The organism is Vibrio splendidus (assembly GCF_001557875.1).
Lineage (GTDB): Bacteria > Pseudomonadota > Gammaproteobacteria > Enterobacterales > Vibrionaceae > Vibrio > Vibrio splendidus_F.
The window spans coordinates 317,582-343,012 of sequence record NZ_LNRF01000004.1; the positions used below are offsets into that span (position 1 = coordinate 317,582).

The 25,431-nt window shown below is 45.4% G+C and carries 19 protein-coding genes and 10 tRNA genes; 1 reads left to right on the forward strand and 28 read right to left on the reverse strand.

What is annotated here, in order from left to right; all coding sequences use genetic code 11:
- Window positions 1–141: 141 nt before the first annotated feature.
- The 15 genes from ATB74_RS12745 to pncC form a co-directional block, all read right to left on the reverse strand.
- A tRNA-Arg gene (locus tag ATB74_RS12745) sits at window positions 142–218 on the reverse strand.
- Window positions 219–299: 81 nt separating this feature from the next.
- Window positions 300–376 (reverse strand) — tRNA-Arg (locus ATB74_RS12750).
- 57 nt (window positions 377–433) lie between these two features.
- A tRNA-Arg gene (locus ATB74_RS12755) sits at window positions 434–510 on the reverse strand.
- A 58-nt stretch (window positions 511–568) separates the two neighbouring features.
- Window positions 569–645 (reverse strand) — tRNA-Arg (locus ATB74_RS12760).
- 77 nt (window positions 646–722) lie between these two features.
- Window positions 723–799 (reverse strand) — tRNA-Arg (locus ATB74_RS12765).
- Between the two features lie 80 nt (window positions 800–879).
- Window positions 880–956: transfer RNA gene (locus tag ATB74_RS12770), tRNA-Arg, on the reverse strand.
- 57 nt (window positions 957–1,013) lie between these two features.
- Window positions 1,014–1,090, reverse strand: a tRNA-Arg gene (locus tag ATB74_RS12775).
- An 89-nt stretch (window positions 1,091–1,179) separates the two neighbouring features.
- Window positions 1,180–1,272, reverse strand: a tRNA-Ser gene (locus tag ATB74_RS12780).
- A 44-nt stretch (window positions 1,273–1,316) separates the two neighbouring features.
- Window positions 1,317–1,393: transfer RNA gene (locus tag ATB74_RS12785), tRNA-Arg, on the reverse strand.
- Between the two features lie 43 nt (window positions 1,394–1,436).
- Window positions 1,437–1,529 (reverse strand) — tRNA-Ser (locus ATB74_RS12790).
- 474 nt (window positions 1,530–2,003) lie between these two features.
- The gene (csrA, locus tag ATB74_RS12795; protein ID WP_004415691.1) at window positions 2,004–2,201 is read right to left on the reverse strand and encodes a carbon storage regulator CsrA; all 198 of its coding nucleotides are present in this window, start codon (window positions 2,199–2,201) and stop codon (window positions 2,004–2,006) included.
- 92 nt (window positions 2,202–2,293) lie between these two features.
- Window positions 2,294–3,475 (reverse strand): aspartate kinase, encoded by a 1,182-nt coding sequence (locus ATB74_RS12800; protein ID WP_081090111.1) that lies wholly within the window; start codon window positions 3,473–3,475, stop codon window positions 2,294–2,296.
- Window positions 3,476–3,696: 221 nt separating this feature from the next.
- Window positions 3,697–6,279, reverse strand: a complete 2,583-nt coding sequence (gene alaS / locus ATB74_RS12805) for an alanine--tRNA ligase (RefSeq protein WP_061018786.1) — start codon at window positions 6,277–6,279, stop codon at window positions 3,697–3,699.
- 332 nt (window positions 6,280–6,611) lie between these two features.
- Entirely contained in the window at window positions 6,612–7,652 is a 1,041-nt protein-coding gene (recA, locus tag ATB74_RS12810; RefSeq protein ID WP_017056586.1) for a recombinase RecA, read from the reverse strand.
- Window positions 7,653–7,791: 139 nt separating this feature from the next.
- Window positions 7,792–8,286: a nicotinamide-nucleotide amidase gene (gene pncC, locus ATB74_RS12815; RefSeq protein ID WP_061018846.1), complete on the reverse strand. Its 495-nt coding sequence runs from the start codon at window positions 8,284–8,286 to the stop codon at window positions 7,792–7,794.
- A 124-nt stretch (window positions 8,287–8,410) separates the two neighbouring features.
- Here pncC and mutS point away from each other — a divergent pair, with 124 nt between their 5' ends.
- Window positions 8,411–10,972 carry a DNA mismatch repair protein MutS gene (gene mutS / locus ATB74_RS12820; protein ID WP_061018788.1) on the forward strand — a complete coding sequence of 854 codons (2,562 nt, stop codon included), beginning with the start codon at window positions 8,411–8,413 and terminating at the stop codon, window positions 10,970–10,972.
- A gap of 140 nt (window positions 10,973–11,112) precedes the next feature.
- Here mutS and rpoS read toward each other — a convergent pair whose 3' ends face one another.
- From rpoS to rlmD, 13 genes are all read right to left on the reverse strand, one after another.
- Complete coding sequence (rpoS, locus tag ATB74_RS12825; protein ID WP_060982682.1) at window positions 11,113–12,093, reverse strand: RNA polymerase sigma factor RpoS; 981 nt, start codon at window positions 12,091–12,093, stop codon at window positions 11,113–11,115.
- A 98-nt stretch (window positions 12,094–12,191) separates the two neighbouring features.
- Window positions 12,192–13,106, reverse strand: coding sequence for a murein hydrolase activator NlpD (nlpD, locus tag ATB74_RS12830; protein ID WP_061018790.1), 915 nt, complete (start codon window positions 13,104–13,106; stop codon window positions 12,192–12,194).
- Between the two features lie 34 nt (window positions 13,107–13,140).
- Window positions 13,141–13,767 carry a protein-L-isoaspartate(D-aspartate) O-methyltransferase gene (locus tag ATB74_RS12835; protein WP_017059029.1) on the reverse strand — a complete coding sequence of 209 codons (627 nt, stop codon included), beginning with the start codon at window positions 13,765–13,767 and terminating at the stop codon, window positions 13,141–13,143.
- Complete coding sequence (gene surE / locus ATB74_RS12840; RefSeq protein WP_061018792.1) at window positions 13,768–14,511, reverse strand: 5'/3'-nucleotidase SurE; 744 nt, start codon at window positions 14,509–14,511, stop codon at window positions 13,768–13,770.
- An 80-nt stretch (window positions 14,512–14,591) separates the two neighbouring features.
- On the reverse strand, window positions 14,592–15,638 hold the full coding sequence (gene truD / locus ATB74_RS12845) for a tRNA pseudouridine(13) synthase TruD (protein ID WP_060982685.1): 1,047 nt from the start codon (window positions 15,636–15,638) through the stop codon (window positions 14,592–14,594).
- 22 nt (window positions 15,639–15,660) lie between these two features.
- The gene (gene ispF / locus ATB74_RS12850; RefSeq protein ID WP_061018794.1) at window positions 15,661–16,140 is read right to left on the reverse strand and encodes a 2-C-methyl-D-erythritol 2,4-cyclodiphosphate synthase; all 480 of its coding nucleotides are present in this window, start codon (window positions 16,138–16,140) and stop codon (window positions 15,661–15,663) included.
- A gap of 2 nt (window positions 16,141–16,142) precedes the next feature.
- Complete coding sequence (gene ispD / locus ATB74_RS12855) at window positions 16,143–16,844, reverse strand: 2-C-methyl-D-erythritol 4-phosphate cytidylyltransferase (RefSeq protein ID WP_060982686.1); 702 nt, start codon at window positions 16,842–16,844, stop codon at window positions 16,143–16,145.
- On the reverse strand, window positions 16,844–17,125 hold the full coding sequence (ftsB, locus tag ATB74_RS12860; RefSeq protein WP_010435786.1) for a cell division protein FtsB: 282 nt from the start codon (window positions 17,123–17,125) through the stop codon (window positions 16,844–16,846). The genes ispD and ftsB overlap by 1 nt, the downstream gene beginning before the upstream one ends.
- A gap of 372 nt (window positions 17,126–17,497) precedes the next feature.
- Window positions 17,498–18,796 (reverse strand): phosphopyruvate hydratase, encoded by a 1,299-nt coding sequence (gene eno / locus ATB74_RS12865; RefSeq protein WP_060982687.1) that lies wholly within the window; start codon window positions 18,794–18,796, stop codon window positions 17,498–17,500.
- An 81-nt stretch (window positions 18,797–18,877) separates the two neighbouring features.
- The gene (locus ATB74_RS12870) at window positions 18,878–20,518 is read right to left on the reverse strand and encodes a CTP synthase (RefSeq protein WP_017629586.1); all 1,641 of its coding nucleotides are present in this window, start codon (window positions 20,516–20,518) and stop codon (window positions 18,878–18,880) included.
- A 150-nt stretch (window positions 20,519–20,668) separates the two neighbouring features.
- Window positions 20,669–21,466 carry a nucleoside triphosphate pyrophosphohydrolase gene (mazG, locus tag ATB74_RS12875; RefSeq protein WP_060982688.1) on the reverse strand — a complete coding sequence of 266 codons (798 nt, stop codon included), beginning with the start codon at window positions 21,464–21,466 and terminating at the stop codon, window positions 20,669–20,671.
- Window positions 21,467–21,674: 208 nt separating this feature from the next.
- A complete protein-coding gene (gene relA / locus ATB74_RS12880; RefSeq protein WP_060982689.1) occupies window positions 21,675–23,897 on the reverse strand; it encodes a GTP diphosphokinase in 2,223 nt (740 codons plus the stop codon).
- A gap of 135 nt (window positions 23,898–24,032) precedes the next feature.
- Window positions 24,033–25,352 (reverse strand): 23S rRNA (uracil(1939)-C(5))-methyltransferase RlmD, encoded by a 1,320-nt coding sequence (rlmD, locus tag ATB74_RS12885; protein WP_061018797.1) that lies wholly within the window; start codon window positions 25,350–25,352, stop codon window positions 24,033–24,035.
- Window positions 25,353–25,431: the final 79 nt, after the last annotated feature.

Consider the following 25,431-nt stretch of genomic DNA (forward strand, 5'->3'; position numbering starts at 1 on the left):
AGAAAGGTGGAATAACAAAGAAGCCATCAAGAACTACTTTAAATACAACAAGTTAAACAACGAACAAATTTAACATTGTTGCAACAAATTGGCAGCAGACATAAAAAAAGCCTCGTATAAACGAGGCTTTTTCTAATAATGTGGCGCGCTCTGGAGGATTCGAACCTCCGACCGCCTGGTTCGTAGCCAGGTACTCTATCCAGCTGAGCTAAGAGCGCACGGTTTTAATATCAATTCATTGTTACTAACAACATATCAATATAAGGATTTCATTCTTATAAGAAAGAAGCCCTAAATAGTGGCGCGTCCTGGAGGATTCGAACCTCCGACCGCCTGGTTCGTAGCCAGGTACTCTATCCAGCTGAGCTAAGGACGCACGGTTTTCGATATCAGTATTTCCAATATCAGGAGTTCACAAGGAAACCCTAAATAGTGGCGCGTCCTGGAGGATTCGAACCTCCGACCGCCTGGTTCGTAGCCAGGTACTCTATCCAGCTGAGCTAAGGACGCGCAGTTTTCGATATCGGTATTCCCAATATCAGGGGTTCATAAAAGAAACCCTAAATAGTGGCGCGCTCTGGAGGATTCGAACCTCCGACCGCCTGGTTCGTAGCCAGGTACTCTATCCAGCTGAGCTAAGAGCGCACGGTTTTAGTATCGACTTACTATTACACAGTTCAATACAAGGATTTCTATTCTTATAAGAAAGAAGCCCTAAATAGTGGCGCGTCCTGGAGGATTCGAACCTCCGACCGCCTGGTTCGTAGCCAGGTACTCTATCCAGCTGAGCTAAGGACGCACGGTTTTTGATATTAATTCTCGATGAACGATTTATCAATATCAGGATTCACATTCTTATCAGAACTAAACCCCAAATAGTGGCGCGCTCTGGAGGATTCGAACCTCCGACCGCCTGGTTCGTAGCCAGGTACTCTATCCAGCTGAGCTAAGAGCGCACGGTTTTCGATATCAGTATTCCCAATATCAGGAGTTCACAAGGAAACCCTAAAGAGTGGCGCGTCCTGGAGGATTCGAACCTCCGACCGCCTGGTTCGTAGCCAGGTACTCTATCCAGCTGAGCTAAGGACGCACGGTGTTCATTCATTAAGAATGAAGTTGTGAAATATATCACATTCTTCTTGCTACGAAGAAAAAAAAAGGCCATCGGCCTGTAATGAATGGCGGTGAGGGAGGGATTCGAACCCTCGATGCAGCTACAAACCACATACTCCCTTAGCAGGGGAGCGCCTTCGGCCACTCGGCCACCTCACCTAATTCATTATTCTCACATCACTTACAAGTAAGAGAAGAGAGAATGGCGCGTCCTGGAGGATTCGAACCTCCGACCGCCTGGTTCGTAGCCAGGTACTCTATCCAGCTGAGCTAAGGACGCACATTTACATTGTCTAAATTGCTAATTTTAGACTCGCAAGAAATGGCGGTGAGGGAGGGATTCGAACCCTCGATGCAGCTACAAACCACATACTCCCTTAGCAGGGGAGCGCCTTCGGCCTCTCGGCCACCTCACCGTCTTGCGGAGGCACATATTACGTTTTACCGAAAATATGTCAAACACTTTATTGAAAAAAATTGGACAAAAACACTCAACCGTTTGCTATTTAATCAAAGCGCTTGCAAATTGAACTTATAACATTCAAATCGCGCTTTTTCCCTTAAAAATTAAGGTGAAAGATTGGCAATAATAAACAGCCGAAAACAATTATCTAATTTCTCCAGCAGCAAGTGCTACCGCTGATGGCACAATACTACGGGATGCGTATTTGCGCCATAGGGGAAGCTAATAAATCTTGAATTTTGCCAAACAAAATACAGAGCAACAGTTCTGTTCAACCTTGTCTGTATCTCACAACATCACAAAGCATTCACTTCACCACTTTGAGACCGATCCGCTATCCAACCTATCTATGTCCCAATGAGCGTTTCTATTCTCCAAGATCAAAAAAGGCTAGCAACAATGCTAGCCTCTTCTCTACGCAAAAGTATTAGTAGTTGCCAGATGCAACGTTACCATTACCTTTTTCAGCTTGAATGCGCATGTAGATCTCTTCACGGTGAACAGATACTTCTTTAGGTGCGTTAACACCGATACGTACTTGGTTACCTTTAACGCCTAGTACAGTAACTGTTACTTCATCACCAATCATCAGTGTTTCGCCAACGCGGCGAGTCAAAATTAGCATTCTTTGCTCCTTGAGTAATCTCTAAATTTATCTAGCTACGAGAGCATTATCCAACAAAAGTTATATTTTCGTAAACTATCGATTGAGTTTATTTAACCAAAATGCACTTCTTTTTTAGGATAACCCTGTGTTTCACGCGCTACGATGTATGCATTGTGTAATATGTTAGCAGCCATATCGACTTGCGTTGGTGATATCACCAAAGTTAAAGACTGCTGCTGCAATAAGTGATGTTGTACATCAATTTCGCCTTCAGACAACAATCCATGTGAACTGACCACAATTTCTTGTGTTCGGCTTCCTACCACAGTTAACAAACTAACCTGTTCACTATTACGGATTTTCTCAGCAAAAACTAGTTTTAATTTGGCACTTATGTCTTGTTTAATAATGAGTGCTGCCCGTTCTGTTTCCTCGATCACACTACAGACTTCGATCCCCAACAGTTGGCAATGTGAAATGAAAGACGGTAAATCTTCATTCAAACACTCGATACGCACCATATCTCTTTGGATGGCGATGCCAGCAATATCATTCAAACACTGATTACCCGCGATCAATGTACCCTCGCCTTGTTCAAAGCTTGAAAGCACTCGCAATGGCACGTTGTGCTGCCATGCATACTGAACACACGGAAGATGTAAAACCTTAGCGCCTCGGCGGGCCATCTCCTCCATAGAAGGGAAGTCTAAAGTATCTAATTTCTGAGATTGCTTCACGACTCTAGGGTCACAAGAATAAACACCATCTACATCAGTATAGATCTGGCATTCTTTCGCCTGCAAGGCACCCGCAAGCGCTACCGCTGTAGTATCTGAACCACCGCGACCTAATGTTGTGATATCGCCTTTCGCATTGACCCCTTGAAAGCCTGCAACAATGACAATCTGGTTGTCATCTAGCAGAGCTTGAATAGGAGCAGTATCAATACGCTCAATCGCTGCATTATTATGATTAGAATCAGTGTGTATCTTGGCTTGATAGCCAGTCATTGATGTCGCTTCATAACCTAACTTGTGTAACGTCATTGCTAACAAGGCCATGGAAACTTGCTCGCCAGCCGTTAACAACACATCCAGTTCTCTAGCGTTTGGTACGCTATCAATTTGTGTGGCTAAGTTAACTAACCGATTTGTTTCACCAGACATAGCAGAAACGACAACCACGATCTGGTTCCCTTCATTTTTCGCTTCAATGATTTTGTCTGCTACATGATGGATTCGTTCAATTGAACCCACCGACGTTCCACCAAATTTCTGCACGATAAGAGGCATTTTCACCCGTCCTCACCTTCCCAAGACCAATGTCTATATATGACAAAAAAACACATACTCCGCGTCAGGGCGAAGCAAGAAAAAAATTAACCAAGGAGTCTAACGCCACCATTAGACTTCTTGGTTAATCTCAATCAAACCTTGTTTAAACACGCTTCCAATAGGCAAAATAAAAGATGCCCAATCAACTGATTGGGCATCTTTGTATCAATTACTTAAGCTTAAAGACGCTCTTCTAGCCAAGTACGCACAGATTTAAGCGCTTCTGGCAGTGCTTCAACGTCTGTACCGCCCGCTTGAGCCATATCTGGACGACCGCCGCCTTTACCGCCAACTTGCTCAGCAACCATCTTAACGAGGTCACCCGCTTTTACTTTACCGATTAGGTCTTTGGTTACACCAGCAATCAAGCCAACTTTACCGTCTGCTACGTTTGCGATCAGGATGATGCCGCTACCTACTTGGTTTTTAGCGTTATCAACCATAGTACGTAGGTTCTTGTTGTCTGCGCCTTCAATTGCAGCAACCAAAACTTTAGTACCAGAGATCTCTTCTACTTTGCCCATGATGTTTGCGCTTTCTGCAGCAGCCATCTTTTCTTTAAGCAGTTGGATTTCTTTCTCTAGCGATTTCGCTTTCTTAGCGGATTCAGCAAGTTTCTCTTCGTAAGCGTTAGCCTGAGCTTCTACTGCATCTAGAGCAGCTTCACCCGTTACCGCTTCAATACGACGAATACCCGCAGCAATACCACCTTCAGAAGTGATCTTGAATAGGCCGATATCACCCGTGTTGCTTGCGTGGATACCACCACAAAGTTCAGTAGAGAAATCGCCCATAGATAGAACGCGAACTTCATCATCATACTTCTCGCCAAACAGTGCCATTGCACCTTTTTCTTTCGCTGACTCGATGTCCATGATGTTGGTTTCAATCACGTGGTTCTTACGAACTTGTGCGTTAACCAAACGCTCCACTTCTTTAATCTGTGCCGGTGTTACCGCTTCAAGGTTAGAGAAGTCAAAACGTAGGTTGTCTGGCTTAACTAAAGAACCTTTCTGAGCAACGTGCTCACCTAGCACTTCGCGCAGTGCAGAGTGAAGTAAGTGAGTTGCAGAGTGGTTTAGTGAGATAGCAGCACGACGCTCAGCGTCAACGGTTGCTTCTACTTTATCGCCCTTAGCAAATACACCTTCAACTAGCTCACCGTGGTGCGCAAATGCGTTACCTAGCTTCTGAGTATCTTGTACTTTGAAAAGACCCGACGCTGTTTTTAGTGTACCAGCATCACCACATTGACCGCCTGACTCAGCGTAGAATGGTGTCTCTTCAAGGATGATTATTGCTTTGTCGCCAGCCGATAGTGAAGATACTTCTTCGCCGTCAACAAATAGCGCAGAGATTTCACCAGCACCTTCAGTAGCTGTGTAACCACAGAACTCGGTGTTAGTGTCTACTTTGATCGTTGCGTTGTAATCAGTGCCGAATTGACCAGCTTCACGAGCACGCTTACGCTGCGCTTCCATCGCCTTCTCAAAGCCTTCTTCATCGATAGTAAAGTCGCGTTCACGAGCTACATCGTTAGTAAGGTCAGCTGGGAAACCGTATGTGTCGTAAAGTTTGAAAACTGTTTCGCCGTCAAGCTCTTTGCCTTCAAGTGCGTCTAGTGCGTCATTAAGAATAACCATGCCGCGCTCTAGAGTACGACCGAAGTTCTCTTCTTCAATGCGAAGTACTTTTTCAACAAGCTCTTGCTGTTTCTTAAGTTCATCTGCCGCAGAACCCATCACTTCAGCCAATACACCCACAAGTTTGTGGAAGAACACGCCTTGTGCGCCAAGCTTGTTACCGTGACGAACTGCACGACGAATAATACGACGTAGAACGTAGCCACGACCTTCGTTTGAAGGCATAACGCCGTCAGCGATTAGGAATGAACAAGAACGGATGTGGTCAGCAATAACGCGTAGCGATTGGTTAGATAGGTCGTCATGACCCACAACTTCCGCTGTCGCTTTGATTAGCTTTTGGAATACATCAATTTCGTAGTTAGAGTGAACGCCCTGCATGATTGCAGAAATACGCTCAATACCCATACCTGTATCTACAGCAGGCTTAGGTAGCGGTTCCATTGTGCCGTCAGCGTGACGGTTGAACTGCATGAATACGTTGTTCCAGATCTCGATGAAGCGGTCACCATCTTCTTCAGGTGTACCAGGACGGCCGCCCCAGATGTGCTCACCGTGATCGTAGAAGATTTCAGTACATGGACCACAAGGACCTGTGTCACCCATCGTCCAGAAGTTATCAGACTCGAACTGTTTACCGCCTTCTTTGTCGCCAATGCGAACGATACGGTCAGCAGGTACACCTACTTTCTTGTTCCAGATATCGAATGCTTCATCATCGGTCTCGTATACCGTTACCAGCAGACGGTCTTTTGGCAGTTGAAGAGTTTCAGTCAGGAATTCCCAAGCAAAACCAATCGCTTCTTCTTTGAAGTAGTCACCAAAGCTGAAGTTGCCTAGCATTTCGAAGAACGTGTGGTGACGAGCCGTGAAACCTACGTTTTCAAGGTCATTGTGTTTACCACCCGCACGAACACAACGCTGAGCCGTAGTTGCTCGAGTGTAGGCACGTTTTTCGGCGCCTAAGAAGCAATCTTTGAATTGGTTCATACCTGCGTTAGTGAATAGCAGGGTTGGATCGTTATGTGGAACTAACGATGAACTGTCTACGATTTGGTGTTCTTTGCTCTCAAAGAACTTAAGGAACGCGTTGCGAACCTCATCAGTGCTCATGTACATGCAGCTCTTCCTGAAAATAGTCGAGTTAGAATTTTGCCGTATTGTAGATCATGGTTAAGGCTTCGACTAGTTTTCTTGTAGAAAAGACACCCTTGGGCAGGATTTTAGTGGGAATTCGATAAAATGAAGAATATTCCACTATATCTAGCCGTGGAAAAGCAGAACTAAATTGGTGACCTAGCAACTAAGAAACTCAGTCAACGAAAGAGAGCTGACCAAAGACATGCACGACGGAACTGAACCAATAAAAAAGCCCCGCATAAAATATGCGAGGCTTTAAGTTCTTTCAAAGCGGATGCTTCTTTCAAGCACCCACTCTATAAAACGTCAGCTTATAGCTCTTCGTTTTCTTCTTCTTTCTCTACGTCTTTCTCTTCAAGAACAGCAGGAGTCAGTAGCAACTCACGAAGTTTAGTATCGATCTCTAGAGCAACCTCTGGGTTTTCACGTAGGTATTTACCAGCGTTAGCTTTACCTTGGCCAATCTTGTCGCCTTTATAGCTGTACCAAGCGCCAGCTTTTTCTACTAGCTTATTCTTAACACCTAAGTCGATAAGCTCACCTTCGCGGTTGAAGCCTTTGCCGTAAAGGATTTGAGTTTCAGCTTGTTTGAATGGTGCAGCAATCTTGTTCTTAACAACCTTGATACGAGTTTCGTTACCAACAACTTCATCACCATCTTTAATCGCACCAGTGCGGCGAATATCAAGACGAACAGATGCGTAGAACTTAAGCGCGTTACCACCAGTTGTTGTTTCTGGGTTACCGAACATCACACCAATTTTCATACGAATTTGGTTAATGAAGATAGCCATACAGTTAGACTGCTTAAGATTACCCGTCAGCTTACGCATCGCTTGAGAAAGCATACGAGCCTGAAGACCCATGTGGCTGTCGCCCATTTCGCCTTCGATTTCTGCTTTTGGTGTTAGTGCTGCTACTGAGTCAATAACAAGAACATCGATTGCACCTGAACGAGCCAGTGCATCACAGATTTCAAGAGCTTGCTCACCAGTATCTGGTTGAGAAACAAGAAGTGCATCGATATCAACACCAAGCTTTTGAGCGTAGATAGGGTCTAGTGCGTGCTCCGCATCAACGAATGCACACGTTTTGCCCACTTTCTGTGCTGCAGCAATAAGCTCAAGCGTTAGCGTTGTTTTACCTGATGATTCTGGGCCGTAAACTTCTACGATACGTCCCATCGGTAGGCCACCAGCTCCTAGTGCGATATCTAGAGATAGAGAACCTGTAGAAATAGTTTCTACGTCCATTGTGCGGTTATCACCAAGACGCATGATAGAACCTTTACCAAATTGCTTTTCAATCTGACCAAGGGCTGCGGCTAACGCTTTTTGTTTATTCTCGTCCATTTCTATCTCCACATAATCGGTTGTCTCAACAAGCGATCTAGAATCTATTTCTAACCCACATAGGGGTGACTAATTGGCTTTTATTATACTGTTGATTCATACAGTGTCTATACCTGTATGAAAATAATTTGTGCAAATGTTACTTACCTTCCATTGATAGGTAATCATAAATAACTTGCAGGGCATGGTGCGTGGCTTGTTGGCGTACTTGTGATCTGTCGCCTGTAAATACATGCGTTTCTACTTTATCCCAGCCATTTAGCGCTTTCCACGCGAAGCATACCGTACCAACAGGCTTATCTTCGGTCGCGCCACCTGGGCCAGCAATGCCACTGATTGATACAGAGATCGTCCCGTTTGAATGTTGCAATGCCCCGCTCGCCATTTCTATTACGACAGGCTCACTCACAGCGCCGAACTCAATTAAGGTTTTAAGCTGTACACCTATCATCTCTTGCTTGGCTTCATTGCTGTACGTAACAAAAGCGCGATCAAACCACCCAGAGCTGCCCGCAATATCGGTGACTGCACTCGCGACACCTCCGCCAGTGCAAGATTCAGCCGTCACTAACACTTGTTTGTGTTTAGCGAGTAAATGTCCAAGCTGTTCACTAAGGTCTTGAGTCATCTGCATCATCAACTTCCCTTTATTTACTGTCATATCATTTGGATTCGCATCTTTTCGCATCAGCCGCTTTTCGCACGAAACGCTTTCACGTATCCTAAGCCGCAATAGAAATAAACGAAAGAAGTTAACTGTGAAAGCCGATCAAAAACATACTCCCATGATGCAGCAGTACCTAAAACTGAAAGCAGAAAACCCAGAAATTCTGCTGTTCTACCGCATGGGCGATTTCTACGAGCTTTTCTATGATGATGCTAAAAAAGCTTCTCAACTCCTCGATATTTCACTGACTAAACGTGGTTCATCAAATGGTGAGCCTATTCCTATGGCGGGTGTTCCTTACCATGCCGTTGAAGGGTACCTTGCAAAGTTAGTACAACTTGGTGAATCCGTAGCAATTTGTGAACAGATTGGTAATCCAGCACTTTCAAAAGGCCCTGTTGAGCGTGCTGTTGTACGTATCGTTACACCCGGTACCGTGACCGATGAAGCATTGCTTTCTGAGCGCGTTGATAACCTGATTGCAGCGATTTACCATCACAACGGTAAGTTTGGTTACGCGACACTGGATATTACCTCCGGTCGATTCCAACTCTGCGAGCCAGAAACTGAAGAAGCAATGGCCGCAGAACTGCAGAGAACCTCACCACGTGAGCTACTGTTCCCTGAAGATTTCGAGCCAGTAAATCTAATGGCAAGCCGTAATGGCAATCGCCGTCGCCCTGTATGGGAATTTGAATTAGACACAGCTAAGCAGCAATTAAATAAGCAATTTGGTACTCGCGATCTGGTTGGCTTTGGCGTAGAAAGCGCAAAACTGGGTCTATGTGCGGCTGGTTGTTTGATCCAATACGTGAAAGATACCCAACGTACTGCCCTTCCTCATATCCGTTCACTGACAATGGATAAGCAAGATCACTCAGTGATCCTTGATGCTGCGACTCGACGCAATCTAGAGATCACGCAAAATCTTGGTGGTGGTACTGATAACACCCTTGCCGAAGTACTTGATCACACCGCAACAGCAATGGGTAGCCGTATGCTTAAGCGTTGGTTACATCAACCAATGCGCAATATATCTGCACTCGATCAGCGCCTAGATGCGATTGGTGAGATGAAAGATTTAGCTCTCTTTACAGAGCTACAGCCAACCTTAAAACAGATTGGTGATATCGAACGTATTCTTGCTCGTCTTGCACTTCGTTCTGCTCGCCCTCGCGATATGGCACGACTTCGCCAAGCAATGGAATACTTGCCAGAGCTTGCTGAAACGCTAACGCAACTTAAGCACCCGTACCTAACTCAACTTGCTCAATATGCTTCTCCTGTGGAAGACGTTTCTGAACTGCTCGAGCGAGCGATCAAAGAGAACCCACCGGTGGTTATCCGTGACGGTGGTGTGATCGCAGAAGGCTATAATACCGAGCTAGACGAATGGCGAGACCTTGCTGCGGGCGCAACAGAGTTTCTTGATAAGCTTGAGCAAGAAGAGCGTGAGCGTCATGGTATAGACACGCTTAAAGTTGGCTACAACAACGTACACGGTTTCTTCATTCAAGTAAGCCGCGGGCAAAGCCACCTTGTGCCGCCACACTATGTTCGCCGTCAAACACTGAAAAACGCTGAGCGTTACATCATTCCCGAGCTAAAAGAGCACGAAGACAAAGTGCTTAACTCTAAGTCGAAAGCACTCGCTATCGAGAAACAGCTGTGGGAAGAGTTGTTTGACTTACTACTGCCGTATCTAGAGCGCCTACAAAACATCGCCTCTTCAGTATCTCAGCTTGATGTTCTACAAAACTTGGCTGAGCGTGCAGATACCCTTGATTACTGTCGTCCAACCATGACAGAAGCTGCAGGTGTTCAGATCCAAGCAGGTCGTCACCCTGTTGTTGAACAAGTGATGGACGAACCCTTTATTGCTAACCCTATCGACCTTAATGAACAACGTAAGATGCTGATCATCACAGGTCCAAATATGGGTGGTAAATCGACCTATATGCGCCAAACGGCACTCATCGCATTGATGGCTCATATCGGTTGTTATGTTCCTGCAGAAAGCGCGACCATCGGCTCTATCGACCGTATCTTTACGCGTATTGGCGCATCGGATGATCTAGCTTCTGGCCGTTCAACCTTCATGGTTGAGATGACAGAAACTGCCAATATCCTGCATAACGCAACACCAAACAGCCTTGTGCTAATGGATGAAATCGGTCGTGGTACCAGTACTTACGATGGTTTGTCATTAGCTTGGGCAAGTGCTGAGTGGCTAGCGAATCAAATCAACGCGATGACACTGTTTGCAACGCATTACTTTGAGCTAACCGAGTTACCAAACCAACTTCCAACGCTAGCAAACGTACACCTAGATGCAGTTGAGCATGGTGACAGCATTGCCTTTATGCACGCTGTTCAAGAAGGTGCAGCAAGTAAATCTTACGGCCTAGCGGTGGCAGGATTGGCTGGTGTACCAAAAGCGGTGATCAAGAACGCTCGCGCGAAGCTAACACAGCTCGAAGCATTGAGTATTGAGTCTCCGACATCGAAGCCAAGCGGCGTTGATATTGCAAACCAACTGAGTCTGATCCCTGAACCAAGCGAAGTAGAGCAAGCATTGGCGAATGTTGATCCTGATGATCTAACCCCTCGCCAAGCATTAGAAGAGCTTTACCGCTTGAAGAAGCTGCTTTAGTTTCTTACCAAGTAGCTTGTTATTGCCGTTTGTGATTTTGATTAGACGGCATGAAATACCAAAGCCACAAACCAAAAAAACGCTGACTTTAAGTCAGCGTTTTTATTTGTCTTCGATTTAGAGAAGCATCATCCGTTCAATTAGTCGTTTTCTACGTTGAACAGATTTTCCATATTCAGACCTTGCTTAATAAGAATCTCACGCAGACGGCGAAGACCTTCAACTTGGATTTGACGAACTCGCTCACGAGTCAGGCTGATTTCACGGCCAACTTCTTCTAGCGTTGACGGTTCATAACCCAGTAGTCCAAATCGACGTGCAAGCACTTCTTTCTGCTTCGGATTCAGCTCATCAAGCCAGAAGATCAGTGAGTTCTTGATATCGCTATCTTGAGTTGAGACCTCAGGATCTGAATTGTTGATGTCTGGAATTATATCCAACAGCGCTTTCTCACCGTCACCACCAATTGGCGTATCAACAGAGCTCACTCGTTCGTTTAGACGAAGCATCTTGCTCACATCACCAACCGGCTTATCTAGCTTAGAAGCAATTTCTTCTGCCGTTGGTTCATGGTCAAGTTTTTGTGATAGCTCTCTTGCAGTACGTAGGTAGATGTTCAGCTCTTTCACAACATGGATTGGCAAACGGATAGTGCGAGTCTGATTCATTAACGCACGTTCAATGGTTTGACGAATCCACCATGTCGCGTAAGTTGAGAAACGGAAGCCACGCTCTGGGTCAAACTTCTCTACGGCGCGAATCAAACCTAGGTTGCCTTCTTCGATTAGATCGAGAAGTGCAAGGCCACGGTTGCTATAACGACGTGAAATTTTTACCACCAAACGCAAGTTACTTTCGATCATGCGTTTACGTGCTGCTTCATCACCGCGTAGAGCTCGACGTGCATATAGCACTTCTTCTTCTGCGGTTAGTAGTGGTGAGAAACCGATTTCGCCTAAGTAGAGTTGAGTGGCATCTAAACTTTTAGACGTAACTTCAACTTCTTCTTTCGCTTCGGTTTTCTTAGTGACTGTTCGTTTTGCTTTTCCAAGAGCTTCCGGTTCCGTGGTTGCTTGGTTAAGATCGAACTCTTCTTTGGTTACTGCATTGCTTATACTCATAACGCCTCCCCCTGGCGAAATTAGCATGACATTACAACTTCATATGTCGCTAAATGACTATGTCACTCCATACAATACGTAATTTTTGCATATTGTATTTAAGGTAAATATCGTTTTGGATTAACGGATTTACCTTGGTAACGAATCTCAAAGTGCAGCCTAACACTGCTGGCTCCAGAGCTTCCCATTGTTGCAATCTTCTGCCCTGGTTTCACACTTTGCCCTTCAGATACTAATAGTCGGTCGTTGTGCGCGTATGCACTTAAGTAATTATCATTGTGCTTCACAATCACTAGATTGCCGTAGCCTCGTAGTGCATTACCCGAATAAACAACCGTTCCCCCTGCAGTAGATACTATTGGCTGACCTCGCTGTCCTGCTATGTCTATGCCTTTATTTCCTTGTTCGCCTACAGAGAAATTCTTGATTACTCTCCCTTTAGTTGGCCATAACCATTTGGATACTTTATCACTTGTTGGTTTGGTGGACGGTGTAACATTCTGTTTACCTTTAGAACCAACATACTCCTTTGATTTGGATTGTTCAACCTTCTTTGGTGGATCTTTTTTCGCCACTTTGGTGGTAGTTTGAGCTGAAGCAGGTTTAGAGTTTTTGCTCTTCTGAGGCGTGATTTTCGGTTTGCTTGCCACAGATGAGGTTGTGGATGCCGCGACAGGCGCAGCAACAGCTGCAGCCGCAACTGTTGACTTACCATACGCTGGCGCGTTGTAACTCGGGCGCCACAACTTAAGCTTCTGTCCAGGGTGGATAGTGTAAGGAGCTGACAACTTGTTATAACCGATAAGGTCTTTAACGTCTTTATTGGTGACATAGGCAATGAAATAAAGGGTGTCGCCTTTTTTCACTTCATAATAACTGCCACGATAACTACCACGATCAATCGATGAGTAATTCTTGTTTAGGCTTGAAACGGGCGCAGGCGAATTCGCTGCACACCCAACAAGTGCACAGCTAAGCAGTAAAGTACTTCCTTTTAACAACTTCGAACGCATCGACTCTCTATCCACCTACACCATTGGTCTTTTATTAAGCTAGCTCACCAGGAACAAGAGGCACAAATCGCACCATCTCGATAACACTTGATAAAAATTCATCGCCGTGGCGAACAATCTTCAATAGTTGTTGTTCATCATCACCGACTGGAATCAGTAAACGACCGCCATCTTTCAGCTGTTGCAGAAGCGCTTGAGGAATCGACTCTGCAGCGGCGGTGACAATAATCGCATCAAAAGGGGCTTTTGAAGACCACCCTTGCCAACCGTCACCATGCTTAGTTGAGATATTGTAGAAATCGAGTTGCTTCAACCTACGCTTGGCATCCCATTGTAGCGACTTTATTCTTTCAACCGAATAAACATGATCAACAAGTTGAGCCAGTACAGCGGTTTGGTAACCAGAGCCGGTTCCAATCTCCAAAACACGGCTATCTTGTTGTAATTCAAGCAGCTCTGTCATTTTAGCAACAATGTATGGCTGGGAGATTGTCTGACCCTGACCGATAGGCAGCGCATTATTATCATAGGCTTGGTGATACATCGCCTGTGATAAAAAGCTCTCTCTCGGCAGTTGGTAGATCGCATCAAGAACCTTTTGATCCTGAATACCATTTTCAATCAGAAAAGTAATTAAACGCTCAGCTTGCGGATTACTCACTTACTTCTCTCCTAACCATGTTGTCATCGCGCCCAGCGACTCATGCGCCGTCAGATCAACTTGTAACGGTGTTACCGACACAAAGCCATGCTCAATTGCGTAAAAATCAGTACCTTCACCCGCATCTTGCTCTTTGCCCGGAGGACCGAGCCAATAGATATCGTGACCACGCGGGTCTTTTTGCTTGATCATATCTTCAGCGTGATGACGAGCACCTAGGCGTGTCACCTGAGTACCGGACAGTTGTTCTAAGGCTAAATCAGGAACGTTCACGTTCAACAAGCGATTGGTCGGGATTGGGTTTGCTAAATGTTGTTCGACAATACGACGGGCAATCGCAGCCGCTGTCTTAAAATGTTTTTTTCCCACCAGAGAAAACGCTACCGATTGAACACCTAGAAAGTGCCCTTCCATTGCTGCTGCCACCGTGCCGGAATAAAGCACGTCATCACCAAGGTTAGCACCGTGATTAATGCCAGTTAATACCAGATCTGGCATGTCATTCTTTAGCAGTTCGTTTAACGCAAAATGCACACAGTCGGTCGGTGTTCCTTGTACCGAATAGGTCTTTTCAGCAATCTCTTGGACACGCAGAGGCTGTTCTAAAGTTAATGAATTTGACGCACCCGAGCGATTACGGTCAGGGGCAACAATGACAACTTCAGCAAGATCACGTAGCTCATTTGCCAGCTCATGAATGCCTTGAGCGTGCACACCATCATCATTGCTGAGTAAAATCTTCATCTTGTATCCTTTCTTTGTTCCCATGCTAAGCCAAGTCACTTAAATTCCAATATCAAGTGACCCAGCTCCAAGCAGAATCGTTATTGCTCGTAGCTTCTCTCTACGTGTACTTCTTCAACCAACTCTCGAACGATAGCAGTTGCGAAACAACCTGCGTCTAGAGAGAACTTAAGAGTGACATTATCTTCGTTCACTTCCCAAGTTAAATCGGTTGGTTTTAACGATGCTTCACGACGGTCATGGCGCATGCGGTTGCCGCGAATCAGCGCCATTAGATCAGGTTCAGAATCAAGATGTTTTTGCTCTAACGCTTGAGAATCATCTGTTGTTGGTAAGGCATTATCACCAGCCAAAGCAACAGTAACCCATGCAGAGCCATTCACGATATCTTGGTTTACCGCTTCGATATTGTCAGCGGTTACCGCTAGTTGAGTACCGTCTTTCACGACAATATCGCCAACCAATGCCGATGCAAACGCATCTTTCTCAATACGGTCTGACAAGATCAAATTGTAAATCCACGAGCGAGCCGCCGAAAGGTACAAGCTGCGCTTATTCTGGTTACGAGTACGAACGTTATCACGGCCCCAACGACGAGCTTCAGATAAGTTGTTACCTTCATTACCAAAACGCTGAGCACCGAAGTAATTTGGCACACCGACTTGAGCGACTTTTTCCAAACGTTTTACAACATCATCACAGTCTGTTACTTCAGACAAAGTCAGCTCAAATTGGTTGCCAACTAAATCACCCGGACGTAATTTTTTATTGTGACGTGCTGTCGCCAAGATCTCAATGCTTGGGTACTGTGCTAAAAAAGCTGAAAAGTCAGGCTCACCTTTTGGTAGGTGTACACTCAACCACTGCTCAGTAACCGCGTGGCGGTCTTTTAAGCCTGCCCAGCTAACGTCCTTCGACTTAACACCGCAAGCTTTAGCCAGCTCATTTGCCACGAAGCTCGTGTTTTCACCAGTTTTACGAATACGAACCATTAGGTGCTCGCCTTCACCAGTAAACTCAAAACCCAAGTCCTCATTAACGACAAAGTGTTCGGCTTTTGCTTTTAGTTTTGCTTTCGCAGTTGGTTTACCGTTTAGATAAGCCAATGAAGATAAAATATCTGACATGCTGTTCTTTTCGTGTTGGTGCTTACGCACTTTTAGTAATTAGGACCACCGCTTCACATGCGATGCCCTCTTTGCGACCTGTAAAACCTAAACGCTCAGTGGTCGTCGCTTTTACATTCACATTGCTAATGCTGGTTTCTAGGTCTTGAGCAATAGCTTGGCACATAGAGTCTATATGAGGCGCCATCTTTGGAGCTTGCGCCATGATAGTAATATCAGCATTACCAATCTCGTAACCTTGCTCTTTTACTCGACGATAAACGTATTTCAGCAGTTCACGGCTATCTGCGCCTTTCCATTCGTCATCAGTATCTGGGAAATGACGACCAATATCACCCGCAGCAATCGCACCTAATAGAGCGTCACATAACGCATGAAGGGCAACATCACCGTCTGAGTGTGCAATAAGACCTTGCTCGTAAGGGATGCTTACACCACCAATAATTACCGGGCCTTCACCACCAAACTTATGTACATCAAAGCCATGGCCAATACGAATCATCATTATTCCTTATTCTGACTTAAATAGAACTCAGCAAGCGCTAAATCTTCAGGCTGAGTAATCTTAAAATTATCTGAGCGCCCTGCCACTATAGCGGGCGATAAACCTTTCCATTCGAAAGCTGAGGCTTCATCAGTAATCGAAGCGCCTTGGTGCAACGCCTCACTTAATGCATTCCACAGAGGCTTTGCTCTGAACATTTGCGGCGTAAGAGCGTGCCATAAATCGGCTCGCTCAACGGTATGCTCGATCTGCCCTTGGGCACCTCGCTTCATGGTGTCACGAACTGGAGCCGCTAAAATAGCGCCCACATCATGGCTCATCGCACCGGAAATTAGCTTGTCGATATCACTTAGCTGAACACAAGGCCTTGCCGCATCGTGAACCATTACCCAATCACTAAGCTGCTGTTCAGCGATATAGTTTAGCGCAGAGAGCACAGAGTCCGCTCGCTCGCTTCCGCCAGACACTCTGATCACTTTTGGGTTCTGGTTAAGGGCAAGCTCTGGGTAGTATGGGTCACCATCGCTGATCGCAACGACAATTTGAGCGATTTGCGGGTGAGACAGTAATTTCTCAACGGTGTGCTCTAAAATCGTTTTACCATTGATCTTGAGATATTGCTTAGGGCGGTCTGCCTTCATGCGGCTACCGACGCCCGCCGCAGGTACAACGGCAATCACGCTTTGAAGTTGAGTCGACATTAATGGGATTCCTCACCAATGATGCGATAAAACGTTTCACCTTCTTTGACCATACCAAGCTCATGACGTGCGCGTTCTTCTATCGCGTCTAAGCCTTGACGTAGATCGTCGATTTCAGCAAACATTTCTGCATTTCGAATATGCAGTTTTTCATTTACTTGCTGTTGAACTTGGATTTCATTGTTCACACCGTAGTAATCAGAGATACCATTTTTACCGAGCCACAGTGTGTGTTGTAGCCAGCCAAACACTATGAGCAGTACTAAAGCAAAAATTCGCATAACACCTTTCGCCGGTTGAAAAAGAAGGAACTAGAATAAGGCACATATATACCATAATGAGCTTATTGGTGCGAGATATGTGGTGTCATGGAATTAATTAGTCGGGTAATTATTGTTATTCGAAACCAGTGATGAGATTCCAGATTCCCTCCTCCGTCGGCCTCGAGAATGACGAATGATACAAACTACTGCAGACGAAAAAATCAAAGACAACGCTCCTTTCCTTCGTCAGTCTAGGGAATGACGAACTTTCGGTATCAAAAAGATAGCTTTAGATACTAGAGTTCCTTTCCTCCATTTTCTACAGGCAAAAAAAAACGCCCTACCGAAGTAGAGCGTTTCAAAAGCTTTAAGTTAACAATTCGCTAGGAATTATTGACCTTTAACTTCTTTAAGACCGTTGTAAGGAGCTTTAGAACCTAGAGCTTCTTCGATACGGATAAGTTGGTTGTACTTAGCAACACGGTCAGAACGGCTCATAGAACCAGTTTTGATTTGACCTGCAGCTGTACCTACCGCTAGATCAGCGATAGTTGCATCTTCAGTTTCGCCAGAACGGTGAGAGATTACTGCAGTGTAGCCAGCGTCTTTAGCCATCTTGATAGCAGCTAGAGTCTCTGTTAGAGAACCGATTTGGTTGAACTTGATAAGGATAGAGTTAGCTACGCCTTTCTCGATACCTTCAGCAAGAATCTTAGTGTTTGTAACGAACAGATCGTCACCAACGATTTGAAGCTTGTCGCCTAGAAGTTCAGTTTGGTGCTTGAAGCCAGCCCAATCTGATTCGTCAAGACCGTCTTCGATAGAAACGATTGGGAAGTTGTTCGCTAGCTCAGCTAGGTAGTGGTTGAACTCTTCAGAAGTGAAAGTTTTACCTTCGCCCTTCATGTTGTAGATGCCAGCTTCTTTGTCGAAGAACTCAGATGCTGCACAGTCCATAGCAAGAGTAACGTCTTTACCTAGTTCGTAACCAGCAGCTGCAACAGCTTCTGCGATAACTTCTAGAGCTTCAGCGTTAGACTTAAGGTTAGGAGCGAAACCACCTTCATCGCCAACTGCAGTGCTGTAGCCTTTAGACTTAAGAACTTTAGCTAGGTTGTGGAATACTTCAGCGCCGATACGTAGACCTTCTTTAAGAGTTTTAGCGCCAACTGGTTGGATCATGAACTCTTGGATGTCAACGTTGTTATCTGCGTGCTCACCACCGTTGATGATGTTCATCATTGGTAGAGGCATAGAGAACTGACCAGCAGTACCGTTTAGCTCAGCGATGTGCTCGTATAGAGGCATGCCTTTCGCAGCAGCAGCAGCTTTTGCGTTAGCTAGAGATACAGCTAGGATAGCGTTCGCGCCAAACTTAGACTTGTTATCAGTACCGTCTAGGTCAAGCATGATTTGGTCAACGTCAGCTTGTGCTTTAGCGTCAGTACCAACTAGAGCTTCAGCGATTGGGCCGTTTACAGCTTCAATAGCTTTAAGAACACCTTTACCTAGGAAACGTGATTTGTCGCCGTCACGTAGCTCAAGAGCTTCGCGAGAACCAGTAGATGCGCCAGATGGAGCAGCAGCCATACCTACGAAACCGCCTTCTAGGTGTACTTCAGCTTCTACAGTTGGGTTACCACGTGAATCGATGATTTCACGACCTAGAACTTTAACGATCTTAGACATTGAATGTTTCCTTCTCGTTGAATATATAAATGTCAAATTTAAAGGTAGCAGCACAACTTACGCAGCTACCTGTATTCCTTTTTACTTCTCTAACTCGCCGCGCTGGAACTCGCCAGCCGCTTTAACGAAACCTGCAAACAATGGGTGACCATCGCGAGGTGTTGAAGTGAACTCTGGGTGGAATTGAGCAGCAACGAACCATGGGTGGTTCGGGTTCTCAATAACTTCAACCAGTTTCTTGTCCGCAGATAGACCCGATACTTTTAGGCCCGCTTTTTCGATTTGTGGACGAAGATTGTTGTTCACTTCGTAACGGTGACGGTGACGTTCATGGATCGTCGCGCTACCGTATAATTCGTAAGCTTTAGTCCCTTTCGCTAGGTGACAAAGCTGTGAACCAAGACGCATTGTGCCGCCTAGGTCAGATGACTCTGTACGCTCTTCAACTTTACCTTCGCCATCAGTCCATTCAGTGATAAGACCAACAACTGGGTACTTAGTTTCAGTACAGAATTCAGAAGAGTGTGCCCCTTCCATTTTCGCAACGTTACGAGCGTACTCGATAAGTGCTACTTGCATACCTAGACAGATACCTAAGTACGGTACTTTGTTTTCACGAGCGTATTGAGCAGCAAGAATCTTACCTTCAACACCACGGTCACCAAAGCCACCAGGAACTAGGATTGCATCTAGGCCTTCTAAAACTTCTACGCCACGAGACTCAACGTCTTGTGAATCTACGTATTTAATATTAACGCTTAGGCGGTTTTTCAAGCCTGCGTGTTTTAGCGCTTCATTTACTGATTTGTATGCATCTGGTAGTTCAATGTACTTACCAACCATACCAATCGTCACTTCACCCGTTGGGTTAGCTTCTTCGTAAATTACTTGTTCCCATTCAGACAGGTCTGCTTCTGGAGCTGTGATGCCGAAACGCTTACATACAAGTTCATCAGTACCTTGAGCTTTAATAAGCTGAGGGATCTTGTAGATAGAGTCAACATCGCGCATAGAAATAACTGCATTTTCTTGCACATTACAGAACAGAGCAATTTTCTTACGCTCGTTCGAAGGAATGTTGCGGTCTGAACGACAAACTAGGATGTCTGGCTGAATACCAATAGACAGCAACTCTTTTACAGAGTGTTGCGTTGGCTTAGTTTTCACTTCGCCCGCAGCTGCTAGGTATGGCACTAGAGTAAGGTGCATGAACATTGCGCGTTCACGGCCTAGTTCTACTGCTAGCTGACGAATCGCTTCCATGAATGGTAGAGATTCGATATCACCAACCGTACCACCAACTTCAACGATCGCGATATCGTGGCCAGCTGCGCCAGAAATTACACGCTCTTTGATAGAGTTAGTGATGTGTGGGATAACCTGAATAGTTGCACCTAGGTAATCACCGCGACGCTCTTTAGCGAGTACGTCTGAGTAAACACGACCTGCAGTGAAGTTGTTACGCTTAGTCATCTTGGTGCGAATGAATCGCTCATAGTGACCAAGGTCAAGGTCAGTTTCAGCGCCATCTTCCGTAACGAACACTTCACCGTGCTGAGTCGGGCTCATAGTGCCTGGATCAACGTTGATGTAAGGGTCAAGCTTCATCATAGTCACTTTAAGACCACGAGCTTCTAAAATAGCCGCAAGAGATGCTGCAGCAATACCTTTACCTAGAGAGGATACAACCCCGCCAGTAACAAAAATGTAATTTGTCGTCATGTTTAACCTGAAATTGGTTGAATGAGGGAAATGGACTACTTCTGGACGGGATGAAAATATACCAGAAGCCCCTTATCGCCACAACGTGAAATCTATCACACTGCTATTTTTTATTTTTTGCTTCAAATCAATTCATGATAAAAGCTTTGGTTATCTTTTCTCCGCCACCTTGACTTCATCCCACATGGAATCAAGCTGTTGTAGTGAAAAATCGGTCAAAATTTTATCCTGTTGGCGAACTTTTTGTTCCACCCCTTTGAAGCGACGTGAGAACTTCAGATTGGCTTTATTGAGCGCCGTTTCTGGATTTTTACCCAAATGTCGCACCAAATTGACCGTCGCAAACAGCAAATCACCCAGTTCTTCTTCAACTAAATCTTCGTTTGGCGTTACTTGAAGTGCTTCTTCTAGCACCTCATCGACTTCCTCTAAAACCTTGTTAGCCACTGGGCCAATAGAGTCCCAATCGAAGCCATATTTCGCTACCTGTTTTTGAATCTTTGTAGCACGTGAAAGCGCAGGTAGAGAGTTTGGTATTGAGTCTAGAATACTTTCTGGGGTTTTGCCTGCTTGCGCTTTTTCTTTGGCTTTTTCAGCTTCCCAGTTAGCATTAATTTCTTCATCGCTCGCAAACTCGGTATCAGAAAACACATGCGGATGGCGGCGCGTTAGCTTCTCATTGATGCCATCAACCACATCAGAAAACTCAAACAGCCCCTGCTCTTTCGCGAGCTGACTATAGAAAATCACCTGAAACAACAGATCACCCAGCTCTTCTTGTAGGTTCGGCCAATCTTTGTTGTGAATCGCATCCACCACCTCATAAGTCTCTTCGATAGTATGAGGGACAATTGTTTCAAAATTTTGTTTTAAATCCCAAGGACAGCCACCTTCTGGATCGCGCAGCTTAGTCATGATCTGTTCAAGTTGTTCAATCGGATGATTCATCGTTTTCTTCCTATTACTGTCTTTGATTTTTAAATTTAAAACTTCTGTTAAAACTAAAAAAGGTGAGCAGCCAAAACCACTCACCTTTATCTTTATTCGTCATCCCCAAGAGTGAAGAATGAGCGAGTTGGGGATCTCAAACCGCTTGGCGAGATTCCCTATCACGTTCGTCCCTCACTGTAGGGAATGACGAGGATGATACCAAGTATCATCCCAGTCTCTTGACGCTCATGACATCTTTGATTTGCTCGACTCGGCTCGTCACTCGACTCAGAATCTCAATATTGGTCACTTCCAAATCGAAATCCATTACCGATAGCTGACGCTTGTAGTCGATACGGCTCTTCATTGTTGTCACGCTGATCTTCTCGTTCGAGAACAGTGAGGTGATGTCTTTCAACAAGCCATTACGCTCTAGCGCTTCAACACGCAGCGTTAAGATATATGAACCGACGAAGCCATTGCCCCAGACAGTATCAATAATACGTTCTGGCGCATGTAGGCTTAGCTCACTCAACTGTTCGCAGTCAGCACGGTGAACCGAGATACCACGACCTTGCGTAATGTAACCTTTAATAACATCACCTGGGATTGGCTGACAGCAACGCGCTAGGTGCGTCATTAAGTTATCAACGCCCTCAACCACTACCGCGTCTTTCTTAGGGCGACTCTGTTGTGCTGGCTTGTTTTCCGACTCAAGCAGTTTCTCTAACGCTTTCTTGTCTTCTTCTTCCGCTGTCGGCTTGTTCACCAGCGCATTGATGTGATTAACCACTTGGTTAATGCGCAAGTCGCCACTGCCGATACCCGCATAGAGTTCATCTGGCGTGTTAACGTTAAAGCGTCTTAGCGCGTATTGGTCTGCATCTTTTAGGGTTGCACCGACTTTCGCTAGTTCAACCTCAAGGATGTCTCGACCAGCTTCGAGGTTCTTCTCTCGGCTTTGCGCACGGAACCAAGCATTGATCTTCGCACGAGCACGGCTTGAATGAACAAACCCTGTAGTTGGATTTAACCAGTCACGTGATGGGTTCGGTTCTTTTTGAGTGATGATTTCAACCTGATCACCCATCGATAATTTATGGGTAAACGGTACGATACGTCCCGCTACTTTGGCACCGATGCAGCGATGTCCAACCATCGAGTGGATGTGGTAAGCGAAGTCCAACGGAGTTGCACCCATAGGTAAATCGACGACATCACCACGCGGTGTAAATGCGTATACGCGGTCATCGAATACTTGGCTACGAACTTCATCCAGCATCTCGCCAGAGTCCGACATCTCTTCTTGCCAATCAATAAGTTTACGCAACCAAGTGATTTTCTCGTCGTAACCACTGCGCCCGCTTGAAGCACCTTCTTTGTACTTCCAGTGCGCAGCCACACCCAACTCAGAGTCTTCGTGCATTTGCTTGGTACGGATCTGAATCTCAATGGTCTTGCCTTCAGGGCCCAGAACCACGGTGTGAATCGATTGGTAACCATTTGGCTTAGGGTTCGCCACGTAGTCATCAAATTCACTTGGTAGATGTTTGTATTTGGTGTGAACCACACCTAGGCCGGCATAGCAGTCTTGAAGCTGATCGGCGATGATACGAACAGCACGCACGTCAAAAAGCTCATCAAAGTCCAAGCCTTTCTTCTGCATCTTACGCCAGATACTGTAGATGTGTTTTGGTCGACCGCTGACTTCAGCATTGATGTTTGAACGCTGCATTTCTGCTGTTAAATCATCAACGAAATCTGTGATGTATTGTTCACGAACGATACGACGCTCAGACAGCTGTTTCGCAATCTGCTTGTAGGTGTCTGGCTGCTGATAGCGGAATGCGTAATCTTCGATTTCCCACTTAAGTTGACCGATACCTAAACGGTTCGCCAGTGGAGCATAGATGTTAGAACACTCTTTTGCTGCCGCGCGACGTACAGCATCAGGCGCTTTTTTTACTTCAATAAGGTTACAGATTCGCTCAGCTAGCTTGATAACTACGCAGCGGAAATCATCCACCATCGCCAGTAGCATACGACGAACGTTATCAACTTGACCCGAGGCAGCGCTGCCTTCAAGAGTCACGTTTAACTGGCCTAAGGCCGCCATTTCTTCAACGCCATCAATCAACTTTACGGTTTCTTTACCGTAGCTTTCTTCAAACGCTTCGCGCTCAAAAACGCCGCTTGAGACGACGGGGAAAAGTTGTGCTGCAATTAAAGTGGCACGGTCCATGGACAGCGTAACCAAGATTTCGATCATCTCACGGCCACGCCAAAGCAACAGCGATGCTTGCTCGTGATCTTTTAATAGCTCTTCACAGTGACGATAAACTTTGATCAGTTTATTCGAGGTCTTTACGTCTTGATTCAGTGACGCAATCCAACTTTCTAGCTCAAACTGTTCGCTTGGGTTTAAATGTGCGCTTCGTACCGCAACCATCATGCCTTCCTAGTTATTATGTTTTATACCCAACTCAATATGACTAACTGGTTCCAAGTTAGTTCGACCATATTGATATCAGCGCAAGTTTCCCTGCGCCTTTGTGATTCATTTTTAAGCCTTATTTAGGGGCTTCTAAGCCTTGATAAAGAGAGCCATCGATTCTAGATGACTGGTGTGTGGGAACATGTCCAACATACCCAATTTGGCTAACTGATAGCCTTGTTTTTCTAAGCTCTCAGAATCTCTAGCTAGAGTAGCAGGATTACACGAAACATAAACCACACGCTTCGCTCCTAACGCTGAAATTTGATCAACGATCCCACTCGCTCCCGCACGTGCCGGGTCAAGCAATACTTTATCGAATTTCTCTTTTGCCCAAGGCTGTGAAGATAAGTCTTCTTCAAGGTTAGCTTGGTAAAACTCCGTATTGCTTAACTGGTTTAACGCTGCATTAGATGTGGCTTGCTGAACCATTTCATCAACGCCTTCCACACCAACCACAAACGCCGATTGTTGTGCTATAGGCAAACTGAAGTTACCTAGACCACAAAACAGGTCTAGCACTCGCTCATCCGCTTGAGGTTCTAGCCACTCAATCGCTTGAGCCACCATCTGCAGGTTGACCTTCTGGTTCACCTGAATGAAGTGGTTTGGCTCGAAATGTAAGGTAACACCCGTTTCACTATAGGTTGGCGCTTCACCAACCAAACGAACCAACTTATCGGTTTCAGGCATCGAATACAGCGTCGCGCCTTCTTCTTTCGCTAACGCTATCAGCGCTTGTTCATCTTTTTCAACCAAAGGTTTGAGGTGGCGTAGCACCATAACAGGGCCAGTATCGCCCAACACCAATTCAACGTGTCCTAAAGACGTAAGGTTGTTGAAAGTGTTGAGTAAATTTTTCAGTTTTGGCAGCAATACATTGAGGCGAGGATCAAGCACGGCACAGTCGGTGATGTTTTCAATCTGCTTACTCTGCTTCTTACGGAAACCGAACTGAAGCTGCTGTGTCTTCTTATCAACAAATAGGCTGATACGTGCGCGACGTCGATAACCGGTTTCATTACCTATAATAGGTTGTACAACTTCAGTATTAGCCGTTTGGTATTGGCTCATCAGGTGGGTCAGAGATTGCGATTTATGCTCAACCTGAGAAGAGTAACCGAGGTGCTGAAGGTGACAGCCACCACACTGATTAAAGTGCTTACAAAATGGCTTTAAACGCAACTCGCTCGGCTTCAATAATTTGATAAGCTTAGCTCGCGAAAACTTACTTTTGCTCTCAGTAAGTTGAATAACCACCTGCTCACCGGGCAATGCGCCATCAATGAAAACCGGTTTATTCTTTTGATAAGCGATGCCAGCGCCATTGTGATCCATTCGTTCAACCAAAACCGATTGATGCTTGGTCTCGAGTTGAGTTTTCTTTTTTGGTTGGAAAAAACGTGCCATTGCTTGTGCCTAATGTATCTTTTAATAAGTAATTGGTATCCAGGACTCACTATTATGTCTTGGAATCATTGTCGAACGT